The organism is Thalassococcus lentus (assembly GCF_028023555.1).
GTDB lineage: Bacteria > Pseudomonadota > Alphaproteobacteria > Rhodobacterales > Rhodobacteraceae > Thalassococcus_A > Thalassococcus_A lentus.
Genome location: NZ_JAQIOY010000001.1, coordinates 126,965 through 140,913 on the forward strand (window position 1 = coordinate 126,965; position 13,949 = coordinate 140,913).

General features: G+C 57.7%; 15 protein-coding genes. 12 read left to right on the forward strand and 3 right to left on the reverse strand.

Translation table 11 applies throughout. The features are described 5' to 3' along the window. Positions 1-9 precede the first annotated feature (9 nt). The 6 genes from PFY00_RS00670 to PFY00_RS00695 all read left to right on the forward strand — a co-directional run bounded on the left by PFY00_RS00670 (position 10) and on the right by PFY00_RS00695 (position 6,126). Complete coding sequence (locus tag PFY00_RS00670) at positions 10-1,143, forward strand: FAD-binding protein (protein ID WP_271430589.1); 1,134 nt, start codon at positions 10-12, stop codon at positions 1,141-1,143. Between the two features lie 347 nt (positions 1,144-1,490). After that, positions 1,491-2,783, forward strand: coding sequence for a glycolate oxidase subunit GlcF (gene glcF, locus PFY00_RS00675; protein WP_271430590.1), 1,293 nt, complete (start codon positions 1,491-1,493; stop codon positions 2,781-2,783). 79 nt (positions 2,784-2,862) lie between these two features. Continuing rightward, positions 2,863-3,663, forward strand: a complete 801-nt coding sequence (locus PFY00_RS00680) for a trypsin-like serine peptidase (RefSeq protein ID WP_271430591.1) — start codon at positions 2,863-2,865, stop codon at positions 3,661-3,663. A gap of 77 nt (positions 3,664-3,740) precedes the next feature. Next, positions 3,741-4,475 carry a trypsin-like serine peptidase gene (locus PFY00_RS00685; RefSeq protein ID WP_271430592.1) on the forward strand — a complete coding sequence of 245 codons (735 nt, stop codon included), beginning with the start codon at positions 3,741-3,743 and terminating at the stop codon, positions 4,473-4,475. Positions 4,476-4,670: 195 nt separating this feature from the next. Continuing rightward, positions 4,671-5,144 carry an Hsp20 family protein gene (locus PFY00_RS00690; RefSeq protein WP_271430593.1) on the forward strand — a complete coding sequence of 158 codons (474 nt, stop codon included), beginning with the start codon at positions 4,671-4,673 and terminating at the stop codon, positions 5,142-5,144. A gap of 115 nt (positions 5,145-5,259) precedes the next feature. Next, positions 5,260-6,126, forward strand: a complete 867-nt coding sequence (locus PFY00_RS00695) for an aldose 1-epimerase family protein (RefSeq protein ID WP_271430594.1) — start codon at positions 5,260-5,262, stop codon at positions 6,124-6,126. On the opposite strand, the gene PFY00_RS00700 is transcribed toward PFY00_RS00695, so the two are convergent. From PFY00_RS00700 to PFY00_RS00710, 3 genes are all read right to left on the reverse strand, one after another. Further along, positions 6,123-8,087 (reverse strand): vWA domain-containing protein, encoded by a 1,965-nt coding sequence (locus PFY00_RS00700; RefSeq protein WP_271430595.1) that lies wholly within the window; start codon positions 8,085-8,087, stop codon positions 6,123-6,125. The two genes, PFY00_RS00695 and PFY00_RS00700, sit on opposite strands and share 4 nt — an antisense overlap. Next, positions 8,084-8,614: an RNA polymerase sigma factor gene (locus PFY00_RS00705; RefSeq protein WP_271430596.1), complete on the reverse strand. Its 531-nt coding sequence runs from the start codon at positions 8,612-8,614 to the stop codon at positions 8,084-8,086. The genes PFY00_RS00700 and PFY00_RS00705 overlap by 4 nt, the downstream gene beginning before the upstream one ends. A gap of 71 nt (positions 8,615-8,685) precedes the next feature. Continuing rightward, on the reverse strand, positions 8,686-9,483 hold the full coding sequence (locus tag PFY00_RS00710) for an alpha/beta hydrolase (RefSeq protein WP_271430597.1): 798 nt from the start codon (positions 9,481-9,483) through the stop codon (positions 8,686-8,688). A 78-nt stretch (positions 9,484-9,561) separates the two neighbouring features. On the opposite strand from PFY00_RS00710, the gene PFY00_RS00715 reads away from it, so the two are divergent. The 6 genes from PFY00_RS00715 to PFY00_RS00740 are packed head-to-tail and all read left to right on the forward strand — an operon-like array spanning position 9,562 to position 13,889. After that, the gene (locus PFY00_RS00715; RefSeq protein ID WP_271431428.1) at positions 9,562-11,034 is read left to right on the forward strand and encodes an NAD-dependent succinate-semialdehyde dehydrogenase; all 1,473 of its coding nucleotides are present in this window, start codon (positions 9,562-9,564) and stop codon (positions 11,032-11,034) included. Further along, positions 11,034-11,417 (forward strand): hypothetical protein, encoded by a 384-nt coding sequence (locus PFY00_RS00720; protein WP_271430598.1) that lies wholly within the window; start codon positions 11,034-11,036, stop codon positions 11,415-11,417. The genes PFY00_RS00715 and PFY00_RS00720 overlap by 1 nt, the downstream gene beginning before the upstream one ends. Before the next feature lie 3 nt (positions 11,418-11,420). Next, positions 11,421-12,569 carry a serine hydrolase domain-containing protein gene (locus PFY00_RS00725; protein ID WP_271430599.1) on the forward strand — a complete coding sequence of 383 codons (1,149 nt, stop codon included), beginning with the start codon at positions 11,421-11,423 and terminating at the stop codon, positions 12,567-12,569. A gap of 47 nt (positions 12,570-12,616) precedes the next feature. Then, entirely contained in the window at positions 12,617-12,943 is a 327-nt protein-coding gene (locus PFY00_RS00730; protein ID WP_271430600.1) for a hypothetical protein, read from the forward strand. A gap of 51 nt (positions 12,944-12,994) precedes the next feature. Next, entirely contained in the window at positions 12,995-13,261 is a 267-nt protein-coding gene (locus PFY00_RS00735; protein WP_271430601.1) for a hypothetical protein, read from the forward strand. A gap of 13 nt (positions 13,262-13,274) precedes the next feature. Next, entirely contained in the window at positions 13,275-13,889 is a 615-nt protein-coding gene (locus PFY00_RS00740; protein ID WP_271430602.1) for a DUF1523 family protein, read from the forward strand. Positions 13,890-13,949 lie beyond the last annotated feature (60 nt).

Genomic DNA, 13,949 nt, shown 5'->3' on the forward strand with positions numbered 1-13,949 from the left:
GAGAACCGCATGAAGCCCGTTACCGAAAACGACCTGTCCGAGATCGTCAAAGGCGCAAGCCAGCCCTTCCATATCCGTGGGGGCGGCACCCGGAACATAGGCAAGCCGGTGAATGGCGCTGTCCTGAATACAGAAGGCCTGAGCGGCATTACCCTTTATGAACCCGGCGCCCTGACGCTGGTTGCAAAGGCCGGCACATCATTGGCGGAAATCGAGCAAGCACTGGATGCGGAAAACCAGCGCCTTCCCTTTGAACCCATGGACCATCGCGGACTTTTGGGAACGTCCGGCACGCCCACCATTGGCGGCGTGGTTGCAGGCAACGTCAGCGGGCCGCGACGCATTCAGGCAGGTGCCTGTCGCGACTTCATGCTGGGTGTGCGGTTTGTGGACGGGACCGGACGCATCATCAAAAATGGTGGACGCGTCATGAAAAACGTGACCGGCTATGACCTGGTCAAGTTGATGACCGGAAGCTGGGGCAGTCTTGGTGTGCTGACCGAGGTCAGCATGAAGGTACTACCCAAACCGGAAACCGCGGCCTGTGTTCTGATCAACGGTCTCAGCGACGCTGAAGCCGTCTCTGTCATGTCCAAAGCGCTGGGTTCACCCTACGAAGTGACAGGCGCCGCGCATACATCATCAGGCGTCGACGGCGACCCAGTGACCATGCTGCGGATCGAAGGTTTCGAGCAATCGGTAGCCTATCGCGCCGACCAACTGCAGGCCCTGTTTTCTGAACATGACGTCGTCATCGAAAGCGATCCTGCCAGGGTCGCCGCCGGATGGGAATGGGTCCGCGATGTCCAACCCATGCATGGAACCAGCGGCGATGTCTGGCGGTTTTCCGTAAAACCAAGCGATGCGCCGGCATTGGTCGCGGCGCTCAAGGCAGAGCATCCGGTGAACCGCACATTGTACGATTGGGGTGGTGGATTGATCTGGGTCGAAACCGATCCCGGCACGAACCTGCGCCCCGATGATCTGGCAGGCCACGCCACCCTGATCCGTGCCGAAGAAAAAACGCGCCAAGCGCTGCCGGTTTTCCAACCTGAGTCCGCCGGTCTATCAGCGCTCACAACCGGTATTCGTGCTCGCTTCGATCCCAAGGCCTTGTTCAATCCCGGACTAATGAGCGCATGATGAGCCCCGCCCTGATCGGATTTCTGGTCTGCTTCGCTGTCGGGCCGCTGATATGCGCGGCCCTTTTAAGGCTCCCTGCCCGAACGTGGGTTTTGTTGGCACTTTCCGTCTCGGTCGTGGTTTGCGTCACCCTTGCGCTACGCTGGAGGCTGGCTGGAGGCGATCAGGCGCTCATTTCATTGGTGGCGCTTTGGCTCGCTTGGGTCCTGGCCGTCGCCATGGTGGCCCAGGCGTTCAAAGCCCGGCTTCGTGCGCCTCGTCAACGACGCTGGCTGACGGTAGCCGCCCTTCTTTCTACAACACTGCCCTGGTTCGGACTGGCCACGGCGCAAATGATGAGCTGATTGATGCAGACAACCTTTTCCGAAGAGCAGTTGAAAGATCCCGGCACGCAGCGCGCCAATGAAATTCTGCGCACCTGTGTGCATTGCGGTTTCTGCACCGCGACTTGCCCCACCTATCAGGTGCTCGGCGATGAGTTGGACAGCCCAAGGGGCCGAATTTACCTGATCAAGGACATGCTTGAAAACGAGCGTGTGCCGGATGAGAAAACCGTCAAGCACGTCGACCGGTGCCTGTCGTGTCTCGCATGTATGACCACCTGCCCATCCGGGGTGCACTATATGCACCTTGTCGATCACGCACGCGAATACATCGAAAAGAACTATGACCGGCCTTGGCACGACAAGGCACTGCGATGGGTTCTGGCGCGCATCCTGCCGTACCCGACGCGCTTCCGTGTTGCCATGCTTGGCGCAAAGATTGCCAAACCCTTTGCACCACTGATCCCCGATGCCCGGCTGCGCGCCATGTTGGCCATGGCGCCCAAGACCATTCCACCCGTATCCCGGAATGACGATCCGCAAAGCTTTGCGCCCGCGGCCGAGAAAAAGATGCGTGTCGCCCTGATGACCGGATGCGCGCAGAAAGCGCTGAACACTGACATCAACGATGCCACGATCCGTCTACTGACCCGGCTGGGTTGCGAAGTGGTTGTGGCCGAAGGCGCCGGATGCTGTGGGGCACTGACACACCACATGGGCAAGACCGAAGAAAGCCATGGAACGGCTGGCAAGAACATCAAGGCGTGGGCGCGGGAAATGGATGGTAAAGGGCTCGACGCCATCGTGATCAACACGTCGGGCTGCGGAACGACTGTGAAGGACTATGGTCACATGTTCCGCAACGAACCACTGGCCAAGGACGCGGCGCGTGTTTCCGCCGTGGCGATGGACATCAGCGAAGTGTTGATGAAGTTGGACATCCCGCAAAGCGATCCCAAGGGCCTGCGTGTCGCCTATCACGCGGCCTGTTCGTTGCAGCACGGTCAGCAGATCAAGACGCACCCCAAAACTTTGCTCAAAAAGGCCGGATTCGAAGTCGTGGAGCCTGCAGACAGTCACCTGTGCTGCGGCTCGGCTGGTACGTACAACCTGATGCAACCCGAGATTTCCAGCCAATTGAAGGAACGCAAAGTACGGACGTTGGAAGCAAAACAACCCGATATCATCGCAGCCGGAAATATCGGCTGCATGATGCAAATCGGCTCTGGCACGGATGTGCCGATCGTTCACACGGTTGAGTTGCTGGATTGGGCAACAGGCGGACCCAAGCCTCCCAAGCTCGTGGCGGCAGAATAGTTCCGAAACAGCTGCCCTTGCCGTAATTTCGCCCAAACTTTCCGTTAACCGTCACCGGATAACGGGCAAAGTAAGCGGAATGGATCGAGTGCGCATTTTGTTGAGCGTCGTTCTGGTCTTTTTGGCCAGCGTTGCGTCTGCAGAGGGTCTTTTTTCCCTCGGCAGCAATCAAGATGGCCGCAAGTGGGAAGCGGTTGGACGTCTTGAAGTTGCCGGTGAAGCCTTTTGCACCGGCGCTCTCATCGAGCCCGATCTGGTTCTGACGGCCGCACATTGCCTGTATGATCCGGCGACGGGTGCCCGTGTTCCTACCGACGAAATCCAGTTTAAAGCTGCATGGCGAAACGGACGCGCATCCGCATACCGTCTTGTCAAAAAGGCTGTTCCACACCCGAACTACAATTTCTCTGGCCCATCCAACGCGAAACGTGTGCGCGATGATGTTGCCCTGATCCGGTTGCAGCACCCCATTCGAAACACGACGATCGTGCCGTTTGAAACAGACACTCGGCCACAGGTCGGCGCGCGTCTGGGTGTTGTGTCATACGCACATAACCGTTCTGAGGCGCCAAGTTTGCAGGAAACCTGCAAGGTCATGTCCAGACAGGACGGGATGTTGGTGATGTCTTGTTCTGTGGATTTCGGCGCGTCCGGATCACCGGTGTTCACCATGGACAAAGACGGCACACCGCGCATCGTCTCAGTTGTCTCGGCCAAAGCTGCAATCTCAGGTCAGCCCGTTTCGCTTGGAACGGCGCTTGAAGGGCCACTCGCCATTCTAAAAGTTGCGCTTGAAACCGCGACAGATGCAGGCGCTGGCCTTGAACCCATGGCTGCAGGCAGCCGCAGAGAAACAGGTGCAAAATTCGTAAAGCCCTGACCATATGTTCCACCATTTTCGGTGCGGTCCTATCGGTGTCTGCCGCCTTTGCGCAGGCAACGACGGCATTCGACGTGATGGACCGACGGGGTGAACTGCTGGGCTGGGAAGCGATCGGACGCGTCGATACCGGACATGGGTATTGCACCGGTACTTTGATCGCGCGGGACATAGTCCTGACAGCCGCGCATTGTCTGTTCAACACCCGCGGGCAGCCAATTTCGGCCCAGACTGTCAGCTTCAAGGCCGGGTATCACCATGGTCAGCAGATTGCTCATCGGCAGGTCATTCAATGGGTTGCACCAGAGGGATTCAACTCCAAACCCGGCGCCGAAATAGATGCTGAGCTGATTGCGAACGACGTCGCCCTGCTAAAGCTGGACCGTGCCATTGTCAGTGCCGAAGCAGACCCTTTCCGCGTTTTGCAAGGGGCCGCCGCGGGGGCAAAGGTCAGTGTTGTGTCCTACGGGCGTGGCCGCGACGAAGTTTTGTCCCGGCAGGCGAAATGTTCGGTCAAAGGACGTTATCGCGACGGTATCCTTGGGTTTGACTGTGATGTGACCTTTGGCTCATCCGGCGCGCCCGTCTTTATCCGGGAAGATGGCAGACTGCGTATACTCTCAATTATCTCAGGCGGAACTGCGCCCGGTGAAGCGGGCAGCATCGCGTATGGAATGACCCTGCCACCGGTGGTCGACGCCCTGATGACGCGGCTGCGACGCGATGCGGCCCTTCCAAAGGCCAGCGCCGGGGCGAAAAGGATTTCAGTGGGCGGTGGCAACAACACAGGCGCCAAATTCGTACGCCCCTGATCTGTACAAGACTGGGGCAGCTACAACCCGTAGGAACAAGCCAAAGCCCCGGTTTAGCCCCCCTCTTGAAACCTCAATCAAGACTACCCACCTCAATGTTGTCCGGGTGCCTATTCAGGGCCCGGCAATCATCCCAGACGTCTGTCCCCTATGGGAAGACGCCGCAACACTGGTTTCGCTCAACGGAGGATTCCCATGCGACACTTTGATTTTGCACCACTTTACCGTGCGACCGTCGGCTTTGATCAAATCGCTGACATGATGGACCGGGTTCTGACAAATGATGTCAGCACACAGACCTATCCGCCTTACAACATCGAAAAAACCGCCGACGATGCCTATCGCATCTCTATCGCCGTAGCCGGCTTTGGTGATGACGACCTGTCCGTCGAGGTCAAGGAACAAGCGCTTGTCGTATCCGCCCGCAAGGCCGATGAACAATCCGCCAAGACCTATCTGCACCGGGGCATCGCGACGCGCGCCTTTGAGCGACGTTTCCATCTGGCCGATCATGTTCGCGTCACTGGTGCCGTACATGAAAACGGCATGCTCCACATTGATCTGGAACGCGAAGTGCCTGAAGCCTTGAAACCACGGCGCATCGCCATCGCAAAGCCATCCACGATCGCTGTTGAAAAAGACGTGGTGGACGCAGAAGCCGTGAACTGAGTTTCCACCAGACCCTGAATACAGGCCCCGGAGCGAAACCTCCGGGGCCTTTTTTGCATTTGCGAGGCACGATAGGTGGGCCATAGTAACTGTGGACCCAAAATAGGGGGCATTGATGGCTGATCTTGTTGAAATCGCGAACGAACACCTGAAGGTCAGTGTTTCTGCCCAAGGCGCGGAAACCCAAAGTCTGCAAACCATAGCCGGGCAGGAATTCCTATGGCATGGGGATCCGGCGTGGTGGTCAGGCCGAGCGCCCGTCCTGTTTCCAATTGTCGGTGAAACACCAGACGGCAAGATTGCCTATGGCGATGAACTGCGGGATTTGCCCAGGCATGGCTTTGCCAGACGGTCGGCGTTTTCCTTGACCAAGCACAGCGATCATCAGTGCACCTATCGATTGGAAGACAATGACGATACCCGTGCTGTGTATCCCTTCTCCTTTGCGCTGGACATCACTCATGCGCTGGAAGGCCGAACAATGCGGGTCTCTGCAACCGTCTGGAACCGAGACACACGAAACATGCCGTTTGGGTTCGGATTTCATCCTGCATTTCGCTGGCCGATTCCCGGCGCCGAAGGCTTGCAGCACCGCATCGTGTTGGAAAACGGGGCTGAACCAACACTGGCTCAGATTGACGAATCCGGATTGCTGAAAGCGGCGGCGTTGCCTTCGCTGTTTTCCGAAGGTGTGTTGGATCTTGACCCGGCTCTTTTCGAACACGACGCACTGATCTTTCCCTCCGGTGCCGGTGCAGCGCTGCGCTTTGAAGCGGACACCGGCCCATCCTTGCACTTTGCTTTTGAAAACCTGCCCAATCTGGCGCTTTGGCAGAAACCGGATGCGCCGTTTCTGTGCATCGAGCCTTGGCATGGGATGGCTGCGCGCGCCGGGGCTGGGCCCCAGATCACAGATCGGCCGGGCACGATCATGCTCGAACCCGGCCAGTCTGTTTCTTTCGCGTTTTCGGTTACGCTTTAGCGCGACAGGCTTTCGGCGAGGCGCATCAGGGTCACGGCCTCCTGACGATACCCGTAAGTGTCTTCACCTCTGGCGCTTTGAGCGAGAGAAATCGCATCGGCAAAGTTCCAGTCCGTCACGTAGTCAGACCCGCGCAACAACTGGCCAAAGCCCGCGATGGCGGCCGCAAACTGAGCATCAGCCAAGGGCGCCTGATCAGCTGAAATTGGTGCCTCGATCAGCTGGCTCTCATCTTCGCCCGGCGCTTTGTAACGCAACCGCAGAAACCCGAGTTCATCGCTATCGGACACCGCGGCTGTTTCGCCGTACCGCAATGGGTCAGTCAGGCGTGCAGGCGATCCGACCGGCGTGATTTCGTAGAGAGCCGTCACCTGATGGCCTGCGCCGATCTCGCCTGCATCGACGGCGTCGTTGTTGAAGTCCTCGCGGCGCAACGCACGGGTTTCGTAGCCGATCAACCGGTATTCGGCGACTGTCGCAGGATTGAATTCAACCTGGATTTTGACATCATCCGCAATGGGAACCAATGCACCTGTCAACTGATCCACCAGAACCTTTTGTGCTTCGGCCAGTGTGTCGATGTAGGCCGCCATACCGTTGCCGAACTGCGCCAACGATTGCATGGTCGCGTCATCCAGATTGCCACGGCCGAACCCCAGAACGGACAGATATGTCCCGTCTTCGCGTTTGTCTGCGATATATTTTTCAAGCTCTTCCGGATCATTGATCCCGATATTGAAATCGCCATCAGTCGCAAGGATGACACGACTGACCTCACCCTCTTCTGCCATTTCCGCAGCGGTGGCATAGGCCTGCTGCAATCCGGCCTGCCCGGCGGTGCCACCCCCTGCCCGCAGGTTGTCCAGCGCGGCAAGGATGGTCTCACGTTCCGTCGCCGGCGTTGGGTCAAGCACGCGGCCTGCGCTGCCCGCATAGGTCACGATGGAAACAGAATCTTCGGCGCTAAGCTGTCCAAGCATCAAACGAAAGCTCTGTTTGAGCAGCGGCAGTTTGTTCGGCTGATTCATCGAACCGGATGTATCGATCAGGAACACGAGGTTCATAGGTGGCCGTTCGGCGGGCAAGGCGCCCTGCAAGGCAATGTGTACCAACTGCGTATCGGCATTCCATGGGGTTTGCTGTACGCCAACCGTGCTGGCAAAAGCCTGTCCATCATCCGGGGCAGGATAGTCGTAGGAGAAGTAGTTCACCATCTCTTCGATGCGGACAGACCCTTCCGGAGGCAACATACCCCCCGTCAGCGAATTGCGTAGGATCGACCAGCTGGCGGTGTCCACATCAATCGAAAATGTCGATACAGGGTCCTCAGCCGTGACCTTGATAGGATTGGCATCGGCGTCCGGAAAGGCTTCTGTATCCGCTTCCTGCATTACGGGGCGATCATCGATGATCGGCATGGATTCAGCCTGCGGCATGGACAGCAGCACACCATTATTGCCTGCACCGCCCGAGTACATATTCGCCGGAGCCATTTTGCGCTGGCTTGGCGCAGGACGCGGCGCAATTGCCAGATCGGCTGGTGCAGCATCTCGGGCAATCACCATCGGAGCACTGGTCGCACCCTGCCCGGCCGATTGCACGCTAAGCAGCCCACCACCGGAATATTCCGGTTCAGGCGCTTTCACTTGTTGAACGGGTGTGCCCGGCAATTCCGGCATGTGTCCTTGCATCGTGGGAATAAAGGCCATCAAGGTCACAGCGGCCAGTGCAGTTGTCGCGCCCATGACGCCGCGGGTGGAAAAATTGGCAAACATATTTCGAACTCCTCTGAAAAGGCCCCCAGCGGGGCGATCAGAGGTTTGACGCGTGTCATCGGTGCTTTCTTGGGCGCGATCAAAATTTTTCATGGCCAGCGCAATCGCAGCAGCCTTTTTGTCCGCATCCGGTGTCGGGACAGACGCGTCCAAAGCGCGCTTGAGATCGTCCAGATCGTCGCTCATGCCTCTGCCTCCTTCATTGCTTTCAACCGTTTCTTACATTCCGACACACGCCACGCGACCGTGCCTTCCGAGATATCCAGAATCTTTGCCGCATCGGACTGGCTTTGCCCGTCCAGAATCAACGCCAGTGTTTCGCGCAAATCTTCGGGCAGGGCGCGCATGGCCTCCAGCAGCCAATCCGCGCGCTCTGCGCTTTCATTGATGTCCGCTTGTCGCGCCAGTTCCCAATCACCCCATCCCTCAGCAGCTTTGGCATGAGTGGCCCGGCGACGAAACCGATCCCGCGAAGCATTAACCGTGATCCTGTAGAGCCACGTGGTAATCTTGCCATCGCCACGCCAGCTTTGCAGCTTGGTCGGCAATGCGGCGCAAATGTCCTGCGTCAAATCCTCTGCCTCGGCCCGGCTTCCGGTCAGCCGGAAACTCAATCCAAAGATGCGGTCATACAGCCGCTCGACCAGCACGGAAAAGGCAGCCCGGTCTCCCTGGGCAGCGGCCTTTGCCAAAGCTTCATCGGTGACATTCATGCGCATCTCATTAGGTCAGACGCAGCTGCGCCCAACTTCCTTGGGAAAAAGTTTGCGTGTTATAAATTTTTTTATTCAGCGACGCCCAGCAAGCGCGTCACCATGTCAGAATTAGGATCAGCCAGTCCATCAATCACATCAAAATGGTGTTTGCCCTTCTGGACCACATGCGCGCAGTCCCATGCCTTGGCTAGCCATTCCGCCTGATCGAGAAAGACAGGCCTTTCCCTTGCCCCTACCCATACCGTGACCGGAACCTCGGGGGCAGGCTGGAAAACCGGACTTTCTGCCTTCGCTTCGGTCGGATCGATTTTCAGATCCGCATTCATAGAAGTCTGCATCAACGGTGCAATATCCGAGACCGGCGAAATGGGCATGACGTGGACCAGCCTTGCGGCGACGTCCTCTGGCAAAACGTCCGGAGCACACATGCGCGCGACCAGATGACCGCCTGCCGAATGCCCGGCCAGACGGATCGGACCAGGGATTTCATGCGCGCAAACAGTGATGGCCTGCGCAATCTGCCGAGTGATATCTGAAATGCGCACCCTGGGACAAAGATCATAAGACGGCATCGCGACTGCCCATCCATTGGCCAAAGCGCCCTGCGCCAAATGCGACCAGTATGATCGGTCGAATTTGAGCCAATACCCACCATGCACAAACACCATCAGACCGGCAGCTGGACCGTCCGGAAGAAACAGGTCGAGCACCTGTCTCGTTCCGTGACCATACATCAGGCCAAGTCGGGCACGTCCGACGACCGACAGCTGCGTTCGAAACGCTTCCGCCTGATCAGCCCAACGGGTTGGATAATCTGCCGCACCGGGAATATAGGCGGCATTTGCATAAGCATCATCTAGCTCCATCGCATTCTCCGATCTGGCTCTATATGCTGGGCCCAAAGGCTGCTTTGCCTACTGCAACGTATCATGACGGAGAACGCAATGCTCGATCAGGTGACAAATCTGCAAAGCCTGTTGAAAGATCCAAGTCTGCTGGAAACACGTGCTTATGTGAACGGCGAATGGACGACTGGCGACAAGACTTTTGATGTATCAAATCCAGCGCGTCTGGATGTGATTGCACAGGTGGCTGATCTGAGCCGTGAACAGGTGGGGGCAGCCATTGATGCGGCCTATGTCGCTCAAAAGGACTGGTCCAGCTGGACGGGCAAGGAACGTGCCGCAGTTCTGCGCAAATGGTTCGACCTGATGATGGAAAACCAAGACGACCTTGGGATCATCATGACAGCCGAGCAGGGCAAACCCTTGGCAGAAGCCAAAGGCGAAGTGGCCTATGGTGCGTCCTTCATCGAGTTCTTTGCCGAAGAGGCAAAGCGTATTTATGGCGAAACCATTCCGGGCCATCAGCGCGACAAACGCATCACCGTTCTCAAACAGCCCATCGGGGTCGCAGCGTCGATCACACCCTGGAACTTTCCCAATGCAATGATTGCCCGCAAGGCCGCGCCTGCCTTGGCAGCCGGTTGCAGCTTTGTCGGACGTCCCGCCACTGAGACCCCGCTTTCAGCGATTGCAATGGCTGTTCTGGCGGAACGAGCGGGAATTCCGGCGGGTGTGTTCAATATCGTGACCTCGTCTTCGGCTTCAGAAGTAGGCAAGGAATTTTGCGAGAACCAGAAGGTGCGCAAACTGACCTTTACGGGCAGCACCGAAGTTGGGCGCATTTTGATGCGGCAGGCTGCTGACAATGTGTTGAAATGCTCAATGGAACTGGGCGGCAACGCGCCCTTTATCGTATTTGACGATGCCGATCTGGATGCGGCTGTAGACGGCGCCATCATCTGCAAATTCCGCAACAACGGCCAAACCTGCGTCTGCGCCAATCGCATCTATGTTCAGGCCGGCGTCTACGATGCCTTTGCCGAAAAACTGGCCGCCCGTGTGGCAACCATGAAGGTGGGTGACGGTCTGGCAGACGGCACCGATCTTGGCCCGCTCATCAATGCCGAAGCATCGGATAAAGTCGTTGAACATATCGATGACGCGCTGGCCAAGGGTGGGCAGATCCTGCAGGGCACCGGCAAAGACGGCATGGACGGAAACTTCATTGCACCGACCATCGTCACAGGCGTCACCCAAGAGATGAAGGTCGCGACCGAAGAAACTTTTGGCCCGCTCGCTCCGCTGTTCAAATTCGAAGACGAAGACGATGTGATTGCTATGGCCAATGACACGATCTTTGGCCTTGCCTCTTACTTCTACGCCAAGGATCTCAGCCGCGTCTACAAAGTGGCCGAGGCTCTGGAATACGGCATTGTCGGTGTGAACACCGGGATCATCTCGACCGAAGTTGCGCCCTTTGGCGGCATCAAGCAGTCTGGCCTTGGCCGGGAAGGCAGCCACCACGGGATAGAGGATTTCCTCGAGCTTAAATACATCTGCATGACGGTGTAATGCCCGCCACTGCGCAGCCAGACCCTGATCACGCCCCATCGCCTGCAGCGTTGGACGAATGGGTTGCGGCTGCGCAAACCGGTTCGGGCACACCTTGGCTGCCCCGTGCACACGCGGTCATCTTTGCGGCGCATGCCCTGAAACGCGGGTTTGGCATCTCTCTTATGGAGGCCGCCAGCCCGCTGTTTACTGAACCACCACGCGACTCGGATTGGGAAATACTCGGGGCAGACACGCCCGGCGACAATTGGGTAGACCACCATGATCCTCACCAGGCATTCGCATTGTTTGAGCGTAAAATTCGCAAAGCGACCCGAGACAAGGCGCAGCTGAGATACAAATTTTGGCTGGCGCAAGCGGGCCGACCCGGCTCGGCTTCCTGACCAATGACACGCTTCAATATTCGTTCCTTTTCCAAGCGCAGAACTGCAACCACCTTTGCTGCTGTCACGCTGGCGTCTGTCCTTGTCATTTGGGCCGGGCTCTGGATCTTTGCGCCTCAAATTCTGGTCCTGAGAAAGGAAGGATTCCCCGGGCCAATCTGGCCTGCGCCCGGTGAATTCAGCACTGTCGACGGCCTTGCATTTCAACCAATACCGGAAACGCAATTGCCGCTGGACGCTGCACGGCTGTTTGCCCAAAGCAAGGGGCGCGCTTTGCTGGTCGCGCAGGGGGACAGGCCCGTGCGTGCCCTGTACGGAGATGGCATTGATCCGGAAACCCGGCTGAATTCCTATTCGCTGGTCAAGACGCTGGTCGCCGCGCTGACGATCCGCGCCATGGCCGATGGGCTGATCCCTGATCTGGATGTACCGCTGCAAACAGTGCTGGGCCCCGATACCCCGGATGTCAGCCTGCGCGACGTTCTGAGTATGACATCCGGGCTTGCCTTGGGGTATGAGCCGCCCAAGGACGAAAAACAGGCGGCCATGGACGATCAGTCGTTTTCACCATTCAGCCCGGTCGCCAAACTGCAGGCCTTTGGAATTGACCCTTTGATGCGACGCATCCGTATCGAGCCAGCCTATCAAGGACACTTCCACTATCAAAGCGCCAACACCGCCTTGCTGGGCCGTGCAATAGAACGGTTGTACAACAGGCCAGTTCAGGACGTTCTGTCGGACTTGATCTGGAAGCCAGCCGGTGCGTCGGACGCCTATTGGCGCAACGTGCCGGATACGGAAATTGCGTCGGCTTGGTGCTGCCTCTATGCGCGGCCCGCCGATTGGTTACGCGTCGGGCAGTTCTTACTAAACAACGGCGGTGACACCCCTTTCCTACCCGCTGCCCTGCATCAGGCATTTCTGTTCCCCGATTTGGATCCAGAAACCCGAAGCGCAGGTCACTATGGCTGGCATGTGCGGCATGACGTTCTTGACCGGCCCGGCCAGCAAGTTCAGGGTCCATTCACCTATCTGATGGGACATGGCGGGCAGGTCGTCTATCTCGTCCCGTCTGAAAATGCGGTGGTCGTGCGCTTTGGGGATGAACCGCAGTTGCTGCATTCGACGCTCTACTCCATCCTTTCACAATAGAGCGCGCCTGCTTGACGGACCGCCGTGCAAAGGCCACATGAAATTCCATGCTGTTGTCTCTCGGCCTTCCCGTTCTGGTGTTGCTTATTCTGGCTGTTGTCGTGACCCGTCTGGTTGAACGGCTTCTGCCCGAAACGCTACTGGGATTGTTGGGCGTTGCCATCATTGCCAGTCTGGTACTTTGGGGCCTGTCGTCCGTACTGTTCGCGGTGATCTACGCCGTTCAGGACAGCCGCATCGCGGCCCTTCCGGGCGCCAGCGCAGGGCTGCGGCACATGGCAATGCTGGGTGCAAAGGCAGCGATCATCTGGGCGCCATTGATGCTGCTGACCGTCGCGACAGCGCCGCGCCGCTGGAAAACAAACGTCTGGTAGCTTGATTTTCCAGCGCACCCGTATCAGGTGGTTGGAAAGGGAGTACGGCCCATGTTCGCGATGGCACGGTTATTCATCATTGGTTTTCTGGTTCTGACAGTCGTCTATATCTCGCTGTCGCTCTATTCACGCGCTGTGAGAAGAGGAAAACTGGAAGCAGAGTGGGAAGAAACCCAACCGCCGCTTCCAAAAGACACGTTCGTCGACAACGGGCTGCAAGAATATGACGGATCGCTGCGTCGCAAGCTGATCCTTGGAGTCTACATCGTGCCCTTTACTCTGATGTGCGTTATCATCTATCTGACCAACTTTTACTGAAGGGGCCACAACAGTGACCTATGTGAAATGGACCGTTATCGTGGTGTTCTGGGCGTGCGTGTTTGCGTTCCTGCACTACACTTTGCCCCAGCACGACATCGCGCGGGTAACTGACACCTACGAAAAACGCGTGGATCCGGGCGAAAACCGCTGGTTCTGGGCCCAAGCGGACGTGGGCAGTGATGGCACGCTGCAAAACCGGGACGTTTTCTTTATTCAGACCCGTCGTGCCAATGACAGCGTCATGGTCTTCCGCAACGAAGACACCGGTTGGAGCTGGCCGCCGTACTTCAAATTCGACACTTCGAACCTTCAGGCCGAGGCCGCCGATCTGCGTTCAACGGCTGATGCCCCCCAATGGGTCGCGATCAAACATTATGGCTGGCGGAATGAACTGCTGTCCGTGTTTCCCAATGCGATTTCCGTGCGCCCCGTCGAAGGGCCTGAAGTGCGCATCATTCCATGGGTAAACATCCTAATCCTGCTGACACTGGCCGCAGTTTTCTGGGCCATCTGGGTGCGCTGGCGGCGTTTCCGTGCCGCGCGTATTGATCCCGCGCTGGACGCGGTGGGCGACAAGATCGATGATGGTGGCAGTTGGTTCAAGAAACGATTTGGCAAAAGCTGACATCCACTAGACAAAGAGAAAGAGCCGGGCAGCATCTGCGCCCGGCTCTTTTCTTTGTGT